Annotated in this window: 13 protein-coding genes; 1 reads left to right on the top strand and 12 read right to left on the bottom strand. The window is 74.8% G+C overall.

Features of this window, described 5'->3' with window-relative positions; all coding sequences use genetic code 11:
- Nucleotides 1–7 precede the first annotated feature (7 nt).
- From argF to AC5K6T_RS09795, 5 genes are all read right to left on the bottom strand, one after another.
- Nucleotides 8–1,045, bottom strand: a complete 1,038-nt coding sequence (argF, locus tag AC5K6T_RS09815) for an ornithine carbamoyltransferase (RefSeq protein ID WP_493207610.1) — start codon at nucleotides 1,043–1,045, stop codon at nucleotides 8–10.
- Between the two features lie 120 nt (nucleotides 1,046–1,165).
- The gene (locus tag AC5K6T_RS09810; protein ID WP_493207609.1) at nucleotides 1,166–2,389 is read right to left on the bottom strand and encodes an arginine deiminase; all 1,224 of its coding nucleotides are present in this window, start codon (nucleotides 2,387–2,389) and stop codon (nucleotides 1,166–1,168) included.
- A 163-nt stretch (nucleotides 2,390–2,552) separates the two neighbouring features.
- Nucleotides 2,553–5,114, bottom strand: coding sequence for a polynucleotide kinase-phosphatase (locus AC5K6T_RS09805; RefSeq protein ID WP_493207608.1), 2,562 nt, complete (start codon nucleotides 5,112–5,114; stop codon nucleotides 2,553–2,555).
- A complete protein-coding gene (locus AC5K6T_RS09800; RefSeq protein ID WP_493207607.1) occupies nucleotides 5,111–6,757 on the bottom strand; it encodes a 3' terminal RNA ribose 2'-O-methyltransferase Hen1 in 1,647 nt (548 codons plus the stop codon). The genes AC5K6T_RS09805 and AC5K6T_RS09800 overlap by 4 nt, the downstream gene beginning before the upstream one ends.
- Nucleotides 6,758–6,887: 130 nt before the next feature.
- A complete protein-coding gene (locus AC5K6T_RS09795; protein ID WP_493207606.1) occupies nucleotides 6,888–7,826 on the bottom strand; it encodes an LLM class F420-dependent oxidoreductase in 939 nt (312 codons plus the stop codon).
- 134 nt (nucleotides 7,827–7,960) lie between these two features.
- Here AC5K6T_RS09795 and AC5K6T_RS09790 point away from each other — a divergent pair, with 134 nt between their 5' ends.
- Nucleotides 7,961–8,107, top strand: coding sequence for a hypothetical protein (locus AC5K6T_RS09790; protein ID WP_493207605.1), 147 nt, complete (start codon nucleotides 7,961–7,963; stop codon nucleotides 8,105–8,107).
- Nucleotides 8,108–8,402: 295 nt separating this feature from the next.
- Here the strand turns inward: AC5K6T_RS09790 and AC5K6T_RS09785 are convergent, their stop codons facing one another.
- The 7 genes from AC5K6T_RS09785 to AC5K6T_RS09755 all read right to left on the bottom strand — a co-directional run bounded on the left by AC5K6T_RS09785 (nucleotide 8,403) and on the right by AC5K6T_RS09755 (nucleotide 20,582).
- Nucleotides 8,403–8,882: a DUF6099 family protein gene (locus AC5K6T_RS09785; protein WP_493207604.1), complete on the bottom strand. Its 480-nt coding sequence runs from the start codon at nucleotides 8,880–8,882 to the stop codon at nucleotides 8,403–8,405.
- A gap of 185 nt (nucleotides 8,883–9,067) precedes the next feature.
- On the bottom strand, nucleotides 9,068–9,403 hold the full coding sequence (locus AC5K6T_RS09780; protein ID WP_493207603.1) for a nucleotide pyrophosphohydrolase: 336 nt from the start codon (nucleotides 9,401–9,403) through the stop codon (nucleotides 9,068–9,070).
- A complete protein-coding gene (locus AC5K6T_RS09775; protein ID WP_493207602.1) occupies nucleotides 9,400–10,668 on the bottom strand; it encodes an AAA family ATPase in 1,269 nt (422 codons plus the stop codon). The genes AC5K6T_RS09780 and AC5K6T_RS09775 overlap by 4 nt, the downstream gene beginning before the upstream one ends.
- A 215-nt stretch (nucleotides 10,669–10,883) precedes the next feature.
- On the bottom strand, nucleotides 10,884–11,273 hold the full coding sequence (locus AC5K6T_RS09770; RefSeq protein WP_493207601.1) for a cell division protein SepF: 390 nt from the start codon (nucleotides 11,271–11,273) through the stop codon (nucleotides 10,884–10,886).
- 214 nt (nucleotides 11,274–11,487) lie between these two features.
- Nucleotides 11,488–16,587, bottom strand: coding sequence for a hypothetical protein (locus tag AC5K6T_RS09765; protein WP_493207600.1), 5,100 nt, complete (start codon nucleotides 16,585–16,587; stop codon nucleotides 11,488–11,490).
- A 48-nt stretch (nucleotides 16,588–16,635) separates the two neighbouring features.
- On the bottom strand, nucleotides 16,636–19,719 hold the full coding sequence (locus AC5K6T_RS09760; RefSeq protein ID WP_493207599.1) for a caspase family protein: 3,084 nt from the start codon (nucleotides 19,717–19,719) through the stop codon (nucleotides 16,636–16,638).
- Nucleotides 19,716–20,582: a lipase family protein gene (locus AC5K6T_RS09755; protein ID WP_493207598.1), complete on the bottom strand. Its 867-nt coding sequence runs from the start codon at nucleotides 20,580–20,582 to the stop codon at nucleotides 19,716–19,718. The genes AC5K6T_RS09760 and AC5K6T_RS09755 overlap by 4 nt, the downstream gene beginning before the upstream one ends.
- Between the last annotated feature and the right edge of the window lie 85 nt (nucleotides 20,583–20,667).

The raw sequence follows: 20,667 nt of genomic DNA, 5'->3' as shown, positions 1-20,667 counted from the left end.
GGCCCCGTCAGAGGGTGGCCCGGGCGGCCCGTTCCGGGGCGGCCAGGGTGGCCACCAGCAGGGCCTTGATCGTGTGCATGCGGTTCTCGGCCTCGTCGAAGACGACCGAGTGCGCCGACTCGAAGACCTCGTCGGTGACCTCCAGCGAGGTCAGGCCGTGGGACTCGTACAGTTCGCGGCCGACCGTGGTGCCCAGGTCGTGGAAGGCCGGCAGGCAGTGCAGGAACCTCACGTCCGGATTGCCGGTGGCCCGCAGCACGTCCATGGTCACGGCGTACGGGGAGAGCGCGGCGATGCGCTCGTCCCAGACCGCCTTCGGCTCGCCCATGGAGACCCAGACGTCGGTGGCGACGAAGTCGGCCCCCCGGACGCCGTCCGCCACGGACTCGGTGAGGGTCACCCGGGCCCCGCTGGCCGCGGCCAGCTCGCGCGCCCGGTCGACGACCTCCCGGGCGGGCCAGTAGGCCCGGGGCGCGACGATGCGGACGTCCATGCCGAGCAGGGCGCCGGTGACCAGGTAGGAGTTCCCCATGTTGAAGCGGGCGTCGCCCAGGTAGGCGAGGGTGGTCCCGTCGAGCGGCTTGCGGCTGTACTCGGTCATGGTGAGCACGTCGGCGAGCATCTGGGTGGGGTGCCAGTCGTCGGTGAGCCCGTTGTACACCGGCACGCCGGCGTGTGCCGCCAGCTCCTCCACCTTGGCCTGGCTGTCCCCGCGGTACTGGATGCCGTCGAACATCCGGCCGAGGACGCGGGCGGTGTCCTTCACGGACTCCTTGTGCCCGATCTGGGAGCCCGCCGGGTCGAGATAGGTCGTGAAGGCACCCTGGTCGGCGGCGGCCACCTCGAACGCGCAGCGGGTGCGCGTCGAGGTCTTCTCGAAGATCAGGGCGATGTTCTTGCCGGTCAGCCGCCGCTCTTCGGCCCCCGCCCGCTTCTCCGCCTTCAGCTGGGAGGCCAGCCCGATCAGACCGCGGAACTCCTGCGCGGTCAGGTCCAGCTCCTTGAGGACGTGGCGCCCGGCGAGGGCGGTCGGGGCAGTCGCCATGGCGGGCGCTCCAGGGATACGGGAACAGGGACCGTGGAATACTATACGACTCCTAGAATTTCTATACAGACCCCGGGTGCCCCTCCGGGCGCCGGCCCCGGAACGCCTCCCCGGGCGCCCCTACACGGCGTCGCGCTCCACCGGGCAGCTCATGCAGCGCGGCCCGCCCCGGCCCCGGCCGAGTTCGCTGCCGGGGATCTCGATCACCTCGACGCCCTGCTTGCGCAGATGCGTGTTGGTGGTGGAGTTGCGCTCGTAGGCGACGACCACGCCCGGCTCGACGGCGAGCACGTTGCAGCCGTCGTCCCACTGCTCCCGCTCGGCGGAGTGCACGTCCTGCGTGGCGGTCAGCACCCGGATCTCGCTCAGCCCGAGCGCGGCGGCGATCGCCCGGTGCATGTGCTCCGGCGGATGGTCGGTGACCTTGAGCTCCCGCTCTCCCGCCCCGGGCTCGATGGTGTAGGAGCGCAGCATGCCCAGACCGGCGTACTGGGTGAACACGTCCCGGTCGACCATGGTCATCACCGTGTCGAGGTGCATCAGGGCACGCCGCTTCGGCATGTCGAGCGCCACAATGGTCCGGGCGGAGCCGGCCGCGAACAGCTTGTGCGCGAGCATCTCGACGGCCTGCGGGGTGGTGCGCTCGCTCATGCCGATGAGGACCGCGCCGCTGCCGATGACCAGCACGTCGCCGCCCTCGATGGTGGACGGGTAGTCGGCCTGCCCCTCGGACCAGACGTGGAAGGCCTCCTCGCGGAAGAGCGGGTGGTGCCGGTAGATCGCCTCGAAGTGCACCGTCTCACGCTGCCGGGCCGGCCACCGCATCGCGTTGATGGACACACCGTCGTAGATCCAGGCGGAGGTGTCCCGGGTGAAGAGGTGGTTGGGCAACGGGTCCAGCAGGAAGTCGTCGAGGTCCATGACGTGGAAGCGCACGGAGACGGGCTCGGCGTGCGCCGCCAGGAACTCCCGCTTGGTCATCCCGCCCACCAGGGCCTCGGCGAGCTCCGGGGCGGGCAGCGACTCGAACACCGACCGCAGGTGGTCGGTGGCCAGCGGGCCGTACTCCTTCTCGTCGAACACCCGGTCCAGGACGAGGGCGCGAGCCGCGGGGACCGCCATGGCCTCGGCGAGCAGGTCCCCGAAGAGGTGCACGGCGACCCCGCGGTCGCGCAGCACGTCCGCGAACCCGTCGTGCTCGGCGCGCGCCCGGCGCACCCACAGCACGTCGTCGAAGAGCAGGGTGTCCTTGTTGCTGGGGGTGAGCCTCTTGAGCTCTAGATCCGGCCGGTGCAGGATGACGCGACGGAGCCGCCCGGCCTCGGAGTCGACATGGAGTCCCATGACTCCATCCTGACCACCGCCGGCCGGGTTCACCCGCTTCTCGTCCGTTTCCGCGGTCTCCTGTTCGCCGCCCCCCGGTTCTCGTCCTCACGACGACAACGAGGGTGCGGCGGGCGCGGGGACCGCTCCCGCCACACGCCGCGGCCACACGCCACGGCCGCGGTCAGAGCCGCGGGTCCACCGGCTCCGACTCCAGCGCCAGCACACCGAACACCACCTCGTGCACCCGCCACAGCGGTTCGTCCGCGGCCAGCCGGTCCAGGGCCTCCAGGCCGAGGGCGTACTCGCGCAGCGCGAGGGACCGCTTGTGCTGCAGGGAGCGGCGGCGCAGCCGGGTGAGCCGGCCGGGGCGGGCGTACTCGGGACCGTAGATGATGCGCAGGTACTCCCGGCCCCGGACCTTGACGCCGGGCTGCACCAGCCGTCCCCGCTCGTCGCGGACCACGGCGCCCACCGGCTTGACGACCATGCCCTCGCCGCCGCGTCCGGTCATCTCCAGCCACCAGTCGACGCCCGCGCCCACGGAGCCGGGGTCGCCGGTGTCGACGTAGAGCCGCCGGGTGGTCTGCAGCAGGCCGGTGCCGTCGTGCTCCACCAGCCGGTCCAGCAGCGCGAGCTGGCGGTCGTGCGGCAGACGGGCCAGGCTGCGCCCGCGGGAGGCGAGGATCTGGAACGGAGCCAGGCGGACCCCGTCCAGGCCGTCGGTGGTCCAGCAGTAGCGGCGGTAGGCGGCGGTGAACGCGGCCGCGTCCGCGGCCCGCTCCCGCTGCCGCTCCAGCAGCCCCGCCACCTGCACGCCGCGTGCCGCCGCCGCCTCCAGGGCGGCCACGGCACCCGGGAGGACGGCGCCGGAGGCGGCACCGACGGCCGCGTACTGCGAGCGCAGCAGCCCCGACGCCTTCAGCGACCACGGCATCAGCTCGGCGTCCAGCAGCAGCCAGTCGGTCTCCAGCTCGTCCCACAGGCCGGCCGCGCCGATCGCCGCGCGCAGCCGCCCGAGGACCGCCCCGGTCACCGCCGCGTCGTCGAAGAAGGGCCGCCCGGTCCGCGTGTAGAGGGAGCCGGCCGGAGCCGGTCCGCCCGCGGAGGAGGACTCGGGCAGGCCGAACCGCTTCCGCGCCGTCGCCGCGTCCCGGCACACCAGCGCCACCGCGCGCGAGCCCATGTGCTTCTCCTCGCACACCACCCGCTCGACGCCGTCCTGCGCGTACTGCGCGAAGGCCTCCACGGGGTGCTCCAGGTATCCCTCCCGCTGCGAGGCCGGCGCCGGCGCCATGGTCGGCGGCAGGTAGGGCAGCAGCCGCGGGTCGACCGCGAAGCGGCTCATGACCTCCAGGGCCGCGGCCGCGTTCTCCTCGCGGACGGTGATCCGCCCCTGGTACCGGGTCTCCACGGTCCGCCGGCCGTGCACGTCCGCCAGGTCCAGCGGCCGGCCGTCGTGCCCGCCGGGCGCCTCGGAGCGCAGCGGCCGGGCGGGCTCGTACCAGACCTTCCGCGCCGGTACGCCGACCAGCTCCCGCTCCGGCCAGCGCAGTGCGGTCAGCCTGCCGCCGAAGACCGCGCCGGTGTCCAGGCAGATGGTGTTGTTGAGCCAGGTGGCCTCCGGGACGGGCGTGTGCCCGTAGACGACGGCCGCGCGGCCCCGGTAGTCCTCCGCCCACGGGTAGCGCACCGGCAGCCCGAACTCGTCGGTCTCCCCCGTCGTCTCGCCGTACAGCGCGTGCGAGCGCACCCGGCCCGAGGTGCGGCCGTGGTACTTCTCCGGCAGACCGGCGTGGCAGACCACCAGGCGTCCGCCGTCGAGGACGTAGTGGCTCACCAGCCCGTCGATGAACTCCCGCACCTCGGCGCGGAACCCCTCGCTCTCGCCCGCCATCTGCTCGATGGTCTCGGCGAGCCCGTGGGTGGGCCGCACCCGGCGGCCCTTGAGGTGGCGGCCGTACTTGTTCTCGTGGTTGCCCGGCACGCACAGTGCGCTGCCGGCCCTGACCATGCCCATCACCCTCCGCAGCACGCCGGGACTGTCGGGTCCGCGGTCGACGAGGTCACCGACGAAGACGGCGGTACGTCCCTCGGGGTGCGCGCCGTCGGCGTAGCCCAGCTCGGCAAGCAGCGACTCCAGTTCGGCGGAGCAGCCGTGGACGTCGCCGATGATGTCGAACGGGCCGGTGAGGTGGGTGAGGTCGTTGAAGCGCTTCTCGGTGACGACCCGGGCCCGCTCGACCTCCTCGGCGCCGCGCAGGACGTGCACCCTGCGGAAGCCCTCACGCTCCAGGTGGCGCAGCGAGCGCCGGAGTTCACGGATGTGCCGCTGGATGACCCGGCGTGGCATGTCGGCGCGGCCCGCGCGGCCCGCGTTGCGCTCGGCGCACACCTCCTCCGGCACGTCCAGCACGATGGCGACGGGCAGCACGTCGTGCTCCCGGGCGAGGGCGATCAGCTGCTTGCGGGCCTCGGGCTGGACGCTGGTGGCGTCGACAACGGTGCGCCGGCCCGCCGCGAGACGCTTGCCCGCGATGTGGTGCAGGACGTCGAAGGCGTCCTTGCTGGCGCTCTGGTCGTTCTCGTCGTCGGCGACCAGGCCCCGGCAGAAGTCCGAGGAGATCACCTCGGTCGGTGTGAAGTGACGCCGGGCGAAGGTGGACTTGCCGGAGCCGGACGCGCCCACCAGGACGACCAGGCAGAGGTCGGTGACGGGCAGGGTGCGCCCTTCGGTCTCGGTCATGCGTCCTCCTCCTTGCCGGTGGTGCGGATGCCGCCGGTGGTGCGGGTGTCGGTGCGGGTGTCGGTGTCGGGGGTGTCGCGGGTGCCACCGGTGACGGCGGTGGCGGCGGTGCCGCCCTCGGCGTCGCCGGTGGTGCGGTCGGCGGGGGTGTCTCCACAGCCGGACGCGGCGCGGTCGGCGAGGCGGAAGACGGCCATCTGGGTGGGCGGCCCCACCTGAGGGTCCTCGGGCCCGACGGGGACGAACTCCACGCCGTAGCCGTGCCGTTCGGCCACCGTCCCGGCCCAGCGGCGGAACTCCTCACGGGTCCACTCGAACCGGTGGTCGCCATGGCGCAGCCGCCCGGCCGGCAGGGACTCCCAGCGCACGTTGTACTCGGCGTTCGGCGTCGTCACCAGGACGGTTCCCGGCCGGGCCGCGCCGAACACGGCGTACTCCAGGGCGGGCAGCCGGGGCGGGTCGACGTGCTCGACGACCTCGCTGAGCACCGCGGCGTCGTAACCCGCGAGGCGGCGGTCGGTGTAGGCGAGCGAACCCTGGAGCAGCCGGACCCGGGAGGCCTGCCGTTCGCCCAGCCGGTCCAGCTTCAGCCGCCGGGCGGCGATGGCCAGCGCGCGCATCGAGACGTCCACGGCGACGATCTCGGTGTGGCGCGGGTCCTTCAGCAGGGCCTGCACCAACTGGCCCTGTCCGCAGCCGAGGTCGAGCACCCGGGCGGCGCCCGCGGCCCGCAGCGCGGCCAGGATCGCCTCCCGCCGCCGCACGGCGAGCGAGGCCGGCCGCTCCTCGGCCCCGGACTCCCCGGCCTCCACGGCCTCCACGGCGTCCCCGGTCTCCGCCGTGACGGCGTTGTCGAGGTCCTCGACCTCGCTGTCGTCGGCCTCGGCCAGCCGCACCAGCTCCAGCCGTTCCAGCGCCTGCCGGGTCAGCGACCAGCGGCGGGCGAGGTAGCGGCTGGTGATCAGCCGGTGCTCGGGGTGGCCGGGCAGCCAGTCCTCGCCGACCCGCAGCAGCTTGTCGACCTCGTCCGGGGCGACCCAGTAGTGCTTGGCGTCGTCGAGCACCGGCAGCAGCACGTACAGGTGCCGCAGCGCCTCGGCCACGGTCAGCGCCCGGGACTCCAGCACCAGGTGGACGTAGCGCGACTCGCCCCACTCGGGGAACTCGGCGTCCAGGGCGACCGGTTCGGCGGTGACCGCCCAGCCCAGCGGCTCGAACAGGCGCCGCACCAGGGCGGGTCCGCCGCGGGCGGGCAGCGCGGGCACGTCGACGGTCAGCGGGCGCGGCTCCCCGGGCAGCTCGGGCCGCGCCCGGCAGACGCCTCGCAGGGCGCTGGAGAAGACCCCGCCGAGGGCGACCGCGAGCAGCGAGGACGCCGCGTAGGGGCGGTCGTTGACGTACTGGGCGAGCGCCGTGTCGGGGGCCGGGCCGCGTCCCCTGCCCTTGCGGACCAGGGCCACCGGATCGACCTCCAGCAGCAGGGCCGCCGTGCAGCGCTCGGGCCGCGCCTCGGGGTAGAGGACGTGGGCCGTGCCGTGCGAGGTGGAGAACGCCTGCGCCTTGTCCGGGTGCTTGTGCAGCAGGAAACCGAGGTCGGTGGCGGGGCGTTCGGTGGTTCCGGTGGTCGTGATCGTCAGAAACACGGGCGGGGCCTCTCCGGCCGGTGGACAGGGGGGTCTCGGCGTGCCGGAGCCCCCGGTACGTGGTGCTCCCCGGGGGCCCGGCCGGACGCCGGTCCCACTCTCGCACACCGCCTGTGACCGGCGCCTTCGCTTATTCGGGCGCTTGTCGGGCCAGCTGCGGCCGCACCTGGGCGGAGATCAGTTCCAGGTGGTCCAGGTCGTGCAGGTCGAGCACCTGGAGGTACAGGCGCGTGGAGCCGACGGCGGCGTACCGGCCGATCTTGTCGACGACCTCCGCCGGGGAGCCGGCCAGGCCGTTGGCCTTCAGCTCGTCGACGTCGCGGCCGATCGCGGCGGCACGGCGGGCGACCTCCGCGTCGTCCCTGCCGACGCAGACGACGAGGGCGTTGGAGAGGACCAGGTCGTCGGCCGGGCGGCCGGCGGCCTGGGCGGCGGTGCGGACCCGGGTGAACTGGCGGGCGCTGTCCTCGGCGGAGGCGAACGGCATGTTGAACTCGTCCGCGAACCGGGCGGCCAGCCGCGGCGTTCGGGCCGCGCCGTGACCGCCGATGAGGACCGGCACCCTGTCCTGGGCGGGCTTGGGCAGGGCGGGCGAGTCGGTGAGGTCGTAGTAGGTGCCGTGGAAGTCGTACGTCTTGTCCTGCGGCGTGGCCCACAGTCCGGTGACGATCTCCAGCTGCTCCTCCAGCCGGCCGAACCTCTCCTTCGGGAAGGGGATGCCGTAGGCGGTGTGCTCCTGCTCGAACCAGCCCGCGCCGAGGCCGAGTTCGATGCGTCCGCCGGACATCTGGTCGACCTGGGCGACCTGGACGGCGAGCACGCCCGGCAGCCGGAACGTGGCGGCGGTCATCAGGGTGCCGAGCCGGATCCGCCGGGTCTCGCGGGCCAGGCCGGCGAGGGTGATCCAGGCGTCGGTGGGGCCGGGAAGGCCGTCCCCGGAACCCATGGCGAGGTAGTGGTCGGAGCGGAAGAAGGCGTCGAAGCCCAGGTCTTCGGTGGCCTTGGCCACGGTGAGGAGCGTGTCGTAGGTGGCGCCCTGCTGGGGCTCGGTGAAGATGCGCAAGTCCATGCCCCCATCCTGCCCTCCTGTCACCCGGGCTGTGGAACGCCGTGGCCCGCCAGTGACCCGGTGTCGTGGTGATCGTTGGCTGGGCGGAGCAGGCCGGAACGTCCGGTCGCGTGCGCAGGGCCGGGAGGCCGTCGATGTCCGAGGAAGCCGTGCCGAAGGGGTTGCTTCAGCAGATGGAGGAGCTCATGGCGGCGTTGAACGCGGATCTCTCCGCACTCGATGCGGATCTCCAGGCCTCGGGGCCGGTACCGGGCGGCGAGGGGCCGGCGCCGGTGGAGTGAGGCCCGCTCCGGGGTGGCACGACCCGCAGCGGCACGGCCCGGAGCGACACGACCCGGAGCGACACGGCCCGGGGCGGCACGGTGCCGTCATCCGCACCCGGGGTGGGAGAACGGGGGGTGCTCCCGCCGGCCCGCGGCGGGATTCCGCGGCCGCACGGGGCCTGGCGGGCGGGGCCTGGCGCGCGGTGCGGGGGGACGCGCGGGTGACGTGGTGCGCACCCTCCGGTCGGAGTCCGGTGCCGCGGGCAGGCGGGCCGGGGCGCGCGGCGGCCCGGCCGTGCGGTGCGGCGGGCCCTCACCGTCCCGCGCCGCGGGGCGCGGCGGCCAGCGCCTCCTCGCCGTCCGCGAGCCGTCTGAGCATCTCCAGGACCCGGTCCCGGGACTCGTCCGCCGCGTCGATGGCCTCCACACACTGCCAGTAGGTGCCCTCGTCGGCACTGGCGCTGGCCACCCCCACCAGGGCCATGCCCACCTCGCCGAGGAGGCTGCCCAGGCCGAGCAGGGCCTGGCGGGCGTCGCCGAGCTCGGTGAGCTGCGCGGCGCGCAGTTCGCCCGGGCCGAGGCCGGGTTCGCCGAGGACGCCGCACCCGCGGCCCGCCAGTTCGGTCAGGCCGAGCGCCTCGCCTCTGAGCCGGGGCGGGCCGAAGACCGCCAGCCGGCTGCCGATGGCCTGGGCCAGCGACTGGGCCTGCCACACCTCCACCATGATCTGGCGCACCTCGCCGCACCCCGCCAGGGCCCGTCTGCTCGTCAGGATGAGCCGCACCGCGTCCATGGGCTGCCCCCGTTCTGTCCGGACGCGCTCCGCCGCGCGTCCGCCCGAACTCCCTTGTTCACTACCCAGAGTGAGGGCGTCTGGAACGAAAAGCCAGAGGAAGGCGGAAATCTGCGGACAACGATTCGGCTGCGATCCCTCTTTCAACTACACTGAGTGAAAGTGGAGTTGAGTCTTCAGCGTCTTCAAGGGGCCGGGAAACGCTCCTCGTTGCGGTCGATCTTGGCGTCGAGAGCCGCCAGCGGATCGACCCCCAGCACGGCGCAGAACTGGAGCAGATAGGCCAGTACGTCCGCCACCTCGTCGCTGACGCGGTGCGCGGTCGCGGGGTCGTCCATCACCCGGGCCGACTCCTCGGGTGTCAGCCACTGGAAGATCTCCAGCAGTTCCGACGCCTCCACGCTCAGCGCGGAGGCCAGGTTCTTGGGGGTGTGGTACGGCTCCCAGCGGCGAGCGGCCGCGAACCCGGTGAGCCTGCGCTGGAGTCCGGCCACGTCCAGCGGCCGCCGGTCTTCTGTCATCCGTCCAGGTGTACCACGGTCAGGCCCGGTGTCCCGGCCGCCCACGAGGCGTCGGCGACCGCGCCGACGCACCGGATGTGACCCGGCTCCGCCATGCGCCCGGCCAGCGAGGCCAGTTCCGCCCGCTGCCGGGGGTCGAGCGCCCGGTCGAACCCGTCCGCGAGCACGGTGAGCGCCCGCATCGCGTCGGGCACCTCTCCCGGCGTGTCGACGTCGAGGACGCCGGGGCCGGTGAGCAGGACCAGGGCAAGGGCGAGAAAGCGCAGTTCGCCGTCGCCGAGCCGGCCGAACTCCGTGCGCGGCCCGCCGCCCCGGTCCAGCAGGGCCCGGACCGTGCCGCGTCCGACGGGTTCGGCGACCACGTCCAGCACGGGGCCCGCACAGCCGGCTCCCGCGGCGGCGACGAGCCGGGCGTGCCGCCGGGCACACTCGGCGCGGGTGCGCCGGAGCACGTCGGCGAGATTGCCGCAGCCGGGGTGCAGCCGACCGGAGCCGGCCGGCACCGGCTCGCGCATGGTGTCGGGCCGTGGGTCGCAGGCGAAGACCGAGCGCAGCGCGACCACCATCTGCTCGGCGGCGGCGAGCACCCGCCGCTGCCCGTCGGTGCGGCCCGAGACGCGCAGCGGGAGCAGCGCGGTGGCGAGCCGGTCGTCGGGCAGCGGGGCACGGGTGACGGGGGCGTTCCCGGCGGTGTGCCACGCGGCGTGCACGACGGGCCTGCCGGGGTCGCACAGCGCCGTCTGCAGCAGCACGACCCCGTCCGAGGTCAGCCGCTCTCCCACGATGCGCAGGTCGGGCTCGGCCTGGACGGCGAGGTCGAGCCGGACCGGGCCCTGCGGGCCGTCGGCCGTGCAGCCGATGCGGAAGCCGCGGCGGCCCTGGGCGTCGGGCCGGGCCCGATCCGGTACGCAGGCCCCGGGGTCGGGGAACACCTCGTACAGCCCGGCCCCTCCGGCGAGCCGGGCGAGGGCCTCGTACGCCCTGAGCGCGGTGGTCTTCCCGCTGCCGCTGCCCCCTGCGAACAGGGTGAACGGCCCGAGCGGAAACCCGGCCCGCCGGTGCCCGGCGAACGCCGACAGCCGCAGCTCGGTGAGCCGGGGCCGGGCGGCGGCGCCGTCGGCCGGCCCGGGCCGGGGTGAGGCGGGCACGGGCGGGGCGGGCACGGGCGGGGCGGGTTCGGCAGGTGCCGCGCGCGGCGCCGGGACGGTCTCGGGGCGTGCGGTGCGGGACGGCGCGGCGGAAGGGGACCCAGAAGGTACGGCCATGTCCGGACGGTACGGCGCCGTGTTCAGGCGAACCGTTCCACCGGAGCGGCCTTCCTACGATCGGGCGACCGCACGCCGCGCCTCCCCCACCGGCCGTCCGAGGCCCGCCGGCCCGCCTCCGCCACGCACCTGTCCCCTGCCGCCTGCCCGGCACACCGCGTCCCCGCGCTCCGGGCCGCACCACCGGCACGCCCGGCCCGCCGGGCCGGGAGGGGTCACACGCCGGGCATCGTCGCACTCTCGATCAGGCCCCGGACCTCCGTGCCGGGCGGGGTCAGCAGGAAGACGTTGCGGTCCACCCGGTGCATCCCGCTGGCGAGACCGAAGACGACGCCGGTGCTGAAGTCCAGGACCCGCTTGGCGACGTCGCCTTCGGCTCCGGTGAGGTCCAGCAGCACCGGGATGCCCGCCATCAGCGTCTCGGCCACCTCGCGGGCGTCCGCGAAGACGTTGACCCGCAGCACCACGAAGCGGCGCCGGGTCTCGGTCTCCGCGTCCGGCAGGGAGCGGTGGCCCACCGACGACGGCCAGGCGTCACGGCCACGCAGCGGCACGACCTGGGCGAGCCCCTCCCACTGTTCATCGGTGACGTCGTGGCTGTTCACCGGCTCCCCCCGATCCGACTCGCGTTCATCTCCTGCACCAGCCAATTCTTACGCCATGTCACCCGTTCGGCCCAACAACGACACGGTGGGCGACCGGGCGGACCCGACGAGGCGGACCGGGCGGACCCGACGAGGCGGACCGGTCGGGCCCGCCCCGCGGGAGGACCGTCGCGCCGCCGCGCCGACGGGCGGACCCGCCCGCGCGGCGGCGCGCTCACAGCCCCAGGCCCGGACGCGGTCCGGGGGTCGGCCCGGGGGGCGGCGGGCACAGGCGCCGGACGGCGGCGCGCAGTTCCTCGTAGCAGGTGTGCGTGGACACGCCCGGGGCCTTCACCAGCCCGCGCAGCCGTCCGGCGACGTTCGGCGCCCTGAGGTGCGCGGCGACGGCCGGCGTGCGGTCCGCCTCGCGGCACAGCAGGGTGATCAGCTCCGGGCCGGCGTCGGTCGCGGTCAGCCAGTCCGTGGCGAGCGGTTCCCCGTCCGGGATGCCTCCCCGCCGGGCCGCCGCGACGAGGGCCGTGCAGATGTCCCGGGCGTGCCAGTGGGTGCTGCCTTCGCGGGCGAAGGAGTCGAGCGCCTCGCCGGCCGCGGCGGTGGACCACTCGGTGTCGGGCAGCCAGGTGGCCGCCCAGGCGACGGCGGCGGGGTAGGCGACGGTGTTGGGCCGCAGCACGGGCTCGGTGACCGGCAGCCAGCTCTGCCCGCCGCAGTCGGCGAGGGCCTGCGCGGCCCAGCCGATGTCCGTCCAGTGCTTCTCGGCGTCGACCGCCAGCGGCCGGCGCAGGGTGCGGTCCAGGAGCCGCCCCGTGGCCGGCAGCAGGAAGTCCGCCGACTGCCCGGCGTGGCGCAGGGACTTCAGCAGCCGGGCGGAGTCGTTGAGACCGATCGACTCCACGATCCGGTCGGGTTCGATGCCGAGGAGTTCGCGGACGATCTCCTCGACGATGTCGTCGCGCCGGGTCAGCCGCAGGCCGGTCAGCAGGGAGGGCAGTTCCCTGAGGTCGGCTCGCATGTGCCCGCCCAGCCGCCGCAGGAGTCGGCGGGCGTCGACGGTCTCGGCGAGCTGCTCGCCCCACTGCGGCCGCCAGGTGTAGCCGAGCAGCAGGATCTCCGTGATCGCCCGGGGGCTGGCCAGCAGCGGCATGGTGGACTGCCACACGTCGGTGACCAGGGTCCGCATCCAGGTGCGGGGTTCGGTGGCGGGCATCACGCCGAGCCGGGCCAGCTTGCGGCCCACGTCCCCCTGGGTGATGGGGTCCTGGCCGAACTTGAAGATCTCGGTGAAGGTGGCCCAGCGGTTGCCCCGCACATCGCGCAGCGAGGCCAGTTCCCTCCGGCCCAGGCCGCGTTCGCAGCGTTCCAGGGCGCTGAGCAGGTCGGCGGCCATCGGCGGATGGACCACGCTGCGGATCACCAGGTCCGTCAGGTGCGAGATCTCCTCGTCGCCCTGCGGGACGCCGAGCGCCTGCACGGCGGTGGCCGCCTCGCCGGGGGCGAGCTTGCGCAGCTGGCCGAGCGCGGTGGTGAAGGCACCGATGCCGCGTACGGCACGCAGGTTGCGGGTCCAGTCCCACTGGGGGTTCTGCTCCCGGAAGGCCCGGAGCACCAGGGTGGCCGCCTCGCGCCGGCCGCCCGCCCGCAGGGTGCTCGCCATCACCTGGAGCTTCTGCGCCGTGTCGCCGGCGCTGCGCTGCGTCTGCCCGCCGACGGCCCGGTCGAGCTCCACCCGGCGGGCGAACTCCCGCCCGATGCCGGGGTCGAGGGCGAGCGCCAGGCGGTGGGTGTGGACCATGCTCTCCGGGTCGAGGACGGGGTTGCGCATCCGGTCGACGAGCAGTCGCGTCTCCAGGCGCTGCGCGAGCCGCTCCAGGAACCGCTGTCCGAAGTAGTCGTCCTCGATCAGCAGCATGCCGAGGCGGGGCCCCCACGGGCGGGCCGTGCCCCGCTGGGACTGGATGCTGGTGACGACCAGGTCCAGGGCCTGCTCCTCCAGTTCGTCTCGGTAGTCGGCGCCCGCCTCCCACAGGCCGCGCAGGAAGTAGTAGATGACCGCGGGGCGGCGCTCGTGCCGCATCAGGTCGCGGGCGAACTGCGGGCCGAGTTCCGCGGCCAGGCGGTGGCCGAACCCCTCGCGGGTGTCGCAGTACAGGTCGTCGGCCTTGGCCACGCTGCTCAGGAGCATGCCCGCGCCGCGTCCGTCCCGGAGCTGGGCGATGGACCGGGCGAGGTCCCGGGCGAGGTCGGGGTCGGCGGTGGGGCTGCCTCCGGCGGCACCCCGGTAGAGCAGGCCCTTGATGGTGGCGCCGTGGATGTTGCGGACGGTGGCGATGAGGATCGCCGCCTCGGCCGGGGTGGCGGCGCGCAGCACCCGGGCCAGCGCCCTGCCGGGCTGGAGGTTGTTCAGCAGCCGGTTGCACAGGCCGCGGTTGTTGCGGGCCAGGTCGTGCAGGGCGCTGCTGATCTGGATCGCGTCGGCGTGCGCCAGACCCGCCTTGAGCGGGCCCTCGTACTCCCGGATGAGGTCGTCCCAGTCGTCGGCGGCGCGGTAGTGCAGATACAGGGACATCCAGGCGAGGACGGTCGCGAGCCGGCTCTCGCGGGTGGGCTTGTTGTGGTCCAGGATCCACACGGCCGGCCTCTCCAGCGGGCGGAGCTGGGTGCCGAGTTCGGGGCTGGGGCCCGCCGCCTCGCGGGACCAGCGGTGGATGAGTTCGTCGAGCCTGCGGATGTGGATGAGGTCCCCGGCCCGCCGTGGGTCGGCTCCCTGGACCAGGGCGTCGGCGCGGTCGCGCAGCCAGTCGCAGACGGTGCCGACGGGGGTGGTGTCCTCGCCGGCGAGCCGGAGCAGCGCGCGGGCCAGCTGGTAGCGGTCGCGGACGGTGGCCGGGCGGGCGAGGACGGCGTCGAGGCCGTCGCGGCCGGTCCAGGTGAGCAGGTCGGCTATCTCGGTGCCGGGCATCTGGTACTGGTGGTCCCACAGCGACTTCAGCGCCGTGGTGAGGTCGCGGACGGTCAGAGCGGGCGTGCCGGGGACGCGGGTCACGACGGCGGGCAGGGCGGCGCCGATCCAGGCGGGATCGCCCTGCCGTGCGCACAGCCGCAGCAGGCGCAGTGCGGTGGGCGCGGGTGCCGCGGCGGCCCAGTCGGTGAGGGCCTGCCGGACCGGGTCGCGCGCCAGCAGCTCGACGAGATGGTCGGGCGCGTAGGCGGCGCGGTTGGCGAGCAGGGCGGCCACGCGTTCATGGCCGTCGTCCTCGCGCAGCACGTCGACGATGTAGCGCTCGGCGTGCGGGAGCGGGCCGGACGCGGCGTCCGTGTTCACGCAGTCCAGGACGGCGCGGGCGCGGATCTCGCTGGGGATGCGGGTCAGGCCGCGGAACTCGACGACGCGGAGTGCGGTGAGCGTCTCCGCGGGCACGGCGGCCAGGTGGGCGGTGGGCACGCCGTCGTCCATCATGGACACCGCGGCCAGCCGGCACACCGCGGCCCGGGCCTCCTCGGGGAGGCCGGCGCAGGCCTGTTCGGCCTGGCCGCGCAGCACGCGGACGGCGGCGTCCCGGCGTCCGGTCTCGGGGCCGGGGACGGCGCCCACGCCGTCGCGCAGCAGCCAGGTGAGAACGCTCAGGTCACCCTGGGCCGCGTCCGTGGCGACGGTGACGGCGGCCTCTCCGCCGGATGCCCGGTACACGTCGGGGTGGGTGCGCAGCAGGCGGCGGGCGAAGCCGGGGATCTCCTCGGCGGCCAGCGGCGTCATGTAGTGGAGGACGCCGTTGCTCTCCCAGTTGCTGGTGGCGCCGTCGACGTAGCGGGTGAGGGCCAGGACGCCGACGTCGAGCTCGCCGAGGGACTCCAGGGCCTCGCCGACGCGGCCGTCGTTGAGCGGCTGGAGGTCCTCCAGGACGACGAGGGTGGGGCGGCCGGGGGCGGTGCCGGCGTCGATCAGGGCGGCCCGGACGATGCCGGGCAGGCTGCCGTCGGTGGGCAGGTGGCGCTGTCGCGGCGCGACGACGACGGTCTGCCACTGGAGCCGCTCCAGTGTGGTGACGAGCTGCCGCGCGCACACGCTCTTGCCGCTGTTCTCGGTGCCCGACTGGATGACGCGGGCGGTGTTCCACCTGCGGAAGTGGGCGGCGAGGAAGGCCGCCTGGTCGAGGTCGACGAGGCGGGTGCCGTCGCCGCGCAGCCAGGGGTCGTCGCCGCCGGTGCTGTGCAGCAGGCTCCACTGGTGGGTGTCGAGGGTCTCGCGCGCCCAGCCGCGGCGGGTCCGCTCCCAGCGCTCGCCCCACAGCAGGCGGGCGGCGCCCTCCAGGCCGGGGGCGGGGTCGTGCCCGGTGCCGGTGCCGGTCTCCAGCCACCAGCCGCCCTCCTCGCGCCACAGGCGGCGCAGCCCGGCCGCGGCGGCCGCGGCGGCGGTCCGGCCGGCCCGGTCGTACGGGGTCCAGTCGCCGTCGTCGGTGCAGCCGGCCAGGGGCAGCACGCCGAGTTGGGCGGGGGTGGGCAGGTCGCCCTGACGGGCCAGGTAGGTGAGGGCCACGGCGGCGGCGCAGGCGTGCGGGGCGACCTGCGAGGGAGGCACCGCCCCGCGGACGTCGACCCAGGCGTGGACGGCGGGCGGCTGGGCCCGGCCGACGTCGTCCACGAGCCGGCGCGCGGCGTCGAGCCCGCGCTCCACCTCGGCTCCCACGGAGGACGGCAGCACGGTCCAGGCGGTGCGGACCGCGCGCTCGGCGCCGTCGCGGGCGGGGGCGGGGGCGGGGGCGGGGGCGGCGGGCGCGGAGGTCGCCGGGGGCGCGGGGGTCACGGGGGTCGCCGGGGGCGCGGGGGTCGCCGGGGGCGCGGGGGTGGTGAAGCGTACGGTGGCGCGGGCGACGGCGTACCAGTCGTCGAGGGGGTCCATGAGCAGCGGGACCTCGTCGGCGCTCACCGCGGAGCGGGCGCCCGGCACGGTGGCGGCCGGGGCGGGGGGTGTCTCGGCGGCGGTGACGAGCTCGGCCAGTTCCGTGAGGAGTCCCGGGTCCAGCCGCCGCACGAGCGAGGTGAGCGGGGTGTTGCCGCCGTCGAGGTACTCGGCGAGGAGGGCGCCCGCTCCGAGCGGCCGGGGCGCGGCGTACTCGAAGGGGCGTTCGGGAAGGGCCGCGGTGCGCAGGGTGCGCCGGCCGAGGTCGATGACGGTGCGGAGCAGCTGCTCGACGCGGCCGGCGTCGGCCGGCCTCTGCTCGACGGCGCGCGCCAGGGCGTGCAGCGCCATGCGCAGTTCGTACTCCAGGGCGCTCTCCCGCTGTAAGGGGTGCGTTGCGGCGTCCGCGACGGTCACGGTGTGTCCTCCCTCGGTCGGCGTGCCCGGGGGCGCGCCGCTTGCTGTTCAGCGGGCGATACGGACCACGCCCGCGCTGGTGCCGACGACGAGCCGCTGCTGCGCGCCGATGTCCGCGGAGCTGTCGACGTCCACGGAGCTGACGTTCAGCCCGAGGACCACTTCGTACGGTGTCCCGGTGCTGCCGGGGAGCGGGGTCAGCCGGATGTCGCCCTTGCTGCCCGCGCTGACCAGCAGCGGGCCGTCGGCGTCGGCGTGCACGCGGAGCTGGGCGACCGGGCTGCCGTGCCGGGTGACGTCCTCGGTCCAGGCGCCGTCCCAGGACGTCCACTGCACGGTGCCGTCGCCGGCGCCGGTGTAGACGCCCTCGTGGTCGGAGGCGATGGCGGTGAGGGCCCGTCTCTGGTCGGGCCGGTAGCTGTGCAGGAAGGTGCCGTCGGCGCGCCAGACGCAGACCTCCCGCGCGGTGCGCGCGGCGACGTGCGGCACGCCGTCCGCGACCGCGGCCGTGGCCCCGCCCAGGCGCAGGTCGCGCCGGGGGACGACGGGGCCGGTGGTGCCGTCCGCACGCCACTGCCAGCCCTCGGTGCCCGCGAACAGCAGGCCTGCCTCCGTCAGTCGGCAGGCGACGAGTTCGCAGTCGAGCTCCAGGTCGTCGAAGACCTGGCACGCGTCGGGCTGATCGAGGCGCTGGACCCAGGCGCGGCCGGTGACCTCCCCCGCGAACAGGGCGGGGCCGCCCGCGTCGATCAGCGAGGTGGTCGTGACCACGCCGCGGCGCAGCGGCAGGCCGACGCTCCGCCAGGCGGTGCCGGTGCGCAGCTGCACGTCGCCCTCGTCGTCGAGCAGGACCTCGCCTCCGCCGGGCAGGCAGTGCACGGTGCGGACCGGGCCCTGTCGGTAGGTGAGCGAGGGCTGCCAGCCGTTGGCCGCTTCGGCGGCCCGCCGGGCGAGGCCGGAGAGCCCGTGCACCTGTGCGAGCAGGGCCACCCGGGACAGGGTGTTGCCGTCGGTGCGGTCCGCGCGGCGCAGCTCCGTGCAGAGCCGGCGGACGTGGGCGACCGGGTCCCGGGCGTCCTCCTGGGTGAGCGTCAGCGCCCGGTGCAGGGCCTCGGCGTTCATCATCAGCAGGAACTCGGGGTCGTCGAGGTAGCCGCGCAGCAGTCCGGCCAGCCGGGCGTGGTGGGCGAAGTGCTCGCGGGTGTAGCGGTCGGCGGCCGTCCAGTCGGGCGAGTCGTCCGAGGCGCGCCTGGGCAGCCGGCCGGTCATGGCGTCGACGAACGCCGCGTGCGCGGTGGCCTCCCCCCGGTCGCGGACGAGGTATTCGGCCTGGGCGGAACCCTGGAACCGCCAGCCGTGTCCGTGCATGCCGCCCTCCGGAGCAGCGAGGATCTCGCGTGCCTTGTCCTGCAGCAGTGCCAGTTCGGCGGGCGGCACGCTCCGGCCGGTCACGGCCTCGGCCACGGCCGTCCAGAGCAGTCCGTCCGCGGGCAGGCCCTCACCCTGTGCGAGGGCCACCGGGAGCAGCAGGTCGGGTGCCCACCGCGGGTCGTCCTCGTCCTCGGCGAGCGATCCGAGCTGCTCCAGGAAGAGGTCCGCGGTGGTCTTGTCGGCCTGCAGCCGCGCGTCGGCCGGGTCCTCGGAGCTGAAGGACACGGCGAAAAGATACGCCCTCAGCCAGGACCGGCCGGCCGCCTGTGCCGTCTTGTGCGCGATGTCGTCGACCGTCTGCTGGTTCTCGTGCCCCCACCGGGTGCCGGCGCGGTGGCGCAGCACGTGGGCGACGAGCGCGGCGACGTCCTGTGCGGCGAAGAACTCGGGCCCGGCGAGGTCGGCCACGCGGCCGGTGAAGCCGGACGGGACGCTGCTGCCGGCGAGCACGACGCCCACGTTGTCCAGGGCGGCCAGCGGGGCCAGCAGGGTGGCGTACAGCTCGTGGGGGTCGCGGGCGGCGTCCAGGGAGTCGAAGCACAGCCGGAGGGGCCGCTGCTCGGCCGCGCGGGCGACGGCGTCGAGCAGGGTCTGGGCGGTGAGTTCGTCGGAGTCGTGCACCGGGTACTGGGCGTCCAGCTTCCACAGCACGCCGTCGAGGGTCGTCCCGCGGACGTCCACCAGGGTGTCGAGGCAGTTCCGCGGGGCGGGTCCGGGGGCGCCGGGGCCGGACGGCAGCGGCCTGCCGCCGCGGGAGCCGGTGTGGATCCAGTCGAGCAGCACCGACTTGCCCGAGCCGGCCGCCCCGGTGACGAACAGGGCTTCCCCGGCCCCGTCGGTCAGGTGGGAGACGACCGCGTCGACGGCCGCGGCGCGCCCGCAGAACGCCCATCCGCTGGACTCGGTGGCCTCCAGCGGGCGGCGTAGGCGGGTCCGGGGCAGGTAGCGGGGGTTGAGGAACGCCCGGGACTCCTCGGCCGCCTGGAGCGGCTCGGGCAGCGGCGGGCCCTCGTCGCCGTCCAGCTGCTTCATGCGGACGGTGAGTTCGGTGCACAGCCGCGCCATCGGCAGGTACTTCTCCTCGTCGCCGGCCACGGTCGTGCGCAGGGCCGCGGCGAAGGAGTCGACGAACTGGAGCTGCCGGGCCTCCCGGAGGCGGTCGATGGCGCCGATGGCGGTCAGGACCGGCAGCGGCGTGCCCCTGACCCGCTCCTCCCCGACCCGCTTCTCGAGGTGGGCCACGGCGAGCCCGGCGTGGCAGGCGTCGAGCAGGATGACCACCTCGCGCGGGCGGGGCCTGCGGGTCGCGGTGAGCACCTTGAAGAGGGCGTCGACCTCGAAGAGCGTCTCGTCCGCGTCCTTGTGGCTGTCGGCCGCGGCGATGGTGAGTGTGCCCCTGCTGTTCTCGAAGGCGTGTCCGGAGTAGTAGAAGAGCAGGACGTCGGGGGGCGGGGTGGCGCCGTCGCCGCGCACGGCCCGGCGGAAGCTGCCCTCCAGTTCGGTCTTCGAGGGGTTGAGGCGGGAGTCGGGGTGGATGGCGTAGCCCGCCGTCTCCGCCAGGACGGCCTTCATCATGCGCAGTTCGTCGGGGACCCGGATCAGCCGTTCGAAGCCGCCGCCGAAGTCGCTGGATCCCAGGACCAGGGCGACGCGTTCGGCACGCGCGGCGCCCGCCCCGCCCTGCTCCGCCGCGACGGTCACCGCTCGGGGGCTCTCAGCGCGTCGGCGACGGACTCGGCCAGTTCGGCGGTGGTGAGGTAGCGCGGCAGGGCGTGACCGCCGAGGGTGTACTTGGCGGGGCTGTACCAGGGGGTGTTGACGACCGGCCGGTCCTCCAGGCGGTCGCCGTAGAGCGGGGCGAGCTTCTTGACCAGGGCGACCGGGTCGTCCTCGGCCGCGATGTTGACCCAGCGGCGGACGGGCGGCCAGGTCACGTCGTCCGGCAGCACCAGGCGGTCGCGGATCGTGCCCAGTCCCAGGGGTGAGCCGAGGGTGACGAAGGTGTCGACGTTCCAGTCCGGGTGCGCGCACAGCGCCTCGTAGGCGACGACGGAGCCGAGCGAGTGGGCGACGACGACCCTGGTGCCGGGGGTGACGACGCGGGCGAACCGCTGCTGGGCGCAGGCGCGGACGCCGTCCCCGGGGTCGAGGTAGCGGCGCACCTGGCGGACCAGCCAGATCACCCACTCCTCCGCCGGACGCCCGAGCCTCTCGGACCTCGCCAGCCGGCGCAGCGCGGCCTGGACCATGCCCTTGCCGCCCGCCGGGGCGGGGCCGAGTCCTTCGGCGAAGGCCTCCAGCAGTTCGCTCTCCAGCGGCAGCGTCACGTCGTCGGAGGTGAGGCCGGGGATGCCGGCGAACTCGTCCTCGTCGGCCGTAACGCCCTTGCCGGCGAGGCTGCGGTAGCAGTTGCCGTAGTAGACGGCGTCGACCTGGCCGGGCGCCGGCACGGGCAGCGCCGCGTCGTGCATCGAGCGGCGCAGTTCCTCGTACCAGCCGGTGAGTGACGTCTCCCGATGCTTGTACTGGTAACCGATGCCGTGACACATCACTACCTGCGCCATACGTCCCCCTGTGTCAATGCCCTGGATTATAGGGGGCCTTGCCGGGCCGGGGGCCTTGTTCCGCCGGGTGGGGACCCGGACGGGT

This window comes from Streptomyces sp. B8-7 (assembly GCF_058833805.1).
This window is presented reverse-complemented; position numbering and strand designations above follow the sequence as displayed.

Excerpts from the sequence above, each read along its gene's own strand:
- argF (WP_493207610.1), bottom strand. The coding sequence starts at position 1,045 with ATGGCGACTGCCCCGACCGCCCTCGCCGGGCGCCACGTCCTCAAGGAG.
- AC5K6T_RS09810 (WP_493207609.1), bottom strand. The coding sequence starts at position 2,389 with ATGGGACTCCATGTCGACTCCGAGGCCGGGCGGCTCCGTCGCGTCATC.
- AC5K6T_RS09805 (WP_493207608.1), bottom strand. The coding sequence starts at position 5,114 with ATGACCGAGACCGAAGGGCGCACCCTGCCCGTCACCGACCTCTGCCTG.
- AC5K6T_RS09795 (WP_493207606.1), bottom strand. The coding sequence starts at position 7,826 with ATGGACTTGCGCATCTTCACCGAGCCCCAGCAGGGCGCCACCTACGAC.
- AC5K6T_RS09790 (WP_493207605.1), top strand. The coding sequence starts at position 7,961 with ATGTCCGAGGAAGCCGTGCCGAAGGGGTTGCTTCAGCAGATGGAGGAG.
- AC5K6T_RS09785 (WP_493207604.1), bottom strand. The coding sequence starts at position 8,882 with ATGGACGCGGTGCGGCTCATCCTGACGAGCAGACGGGCCCTGGCGGGG.
- AC5K6T_RS09780 (WP_493207603.1), bottom strand. The coding sequence starts at position 9,403 with ATGACAGAAGACCGGCGGCCGCTGGACGTGGCCGGACTCCAGCGCAGG.
- AC5K6T_RS09775 (WP_493207602.1), bottom strand. The coding sequence starts at position 10,668 with ATGGCCGTACCTTCTGGGTCCCCTTCCGCCGCGCCGTCCCGCACCGCA.
- AC5K6T_RS09755 (WP_493207598.1), bottom strand. The coding sequence starts at position 20,582 with ATGGCGCAGGTAGTGATGTGTCACGGCATCGGTTACCAGTACAAGCAT.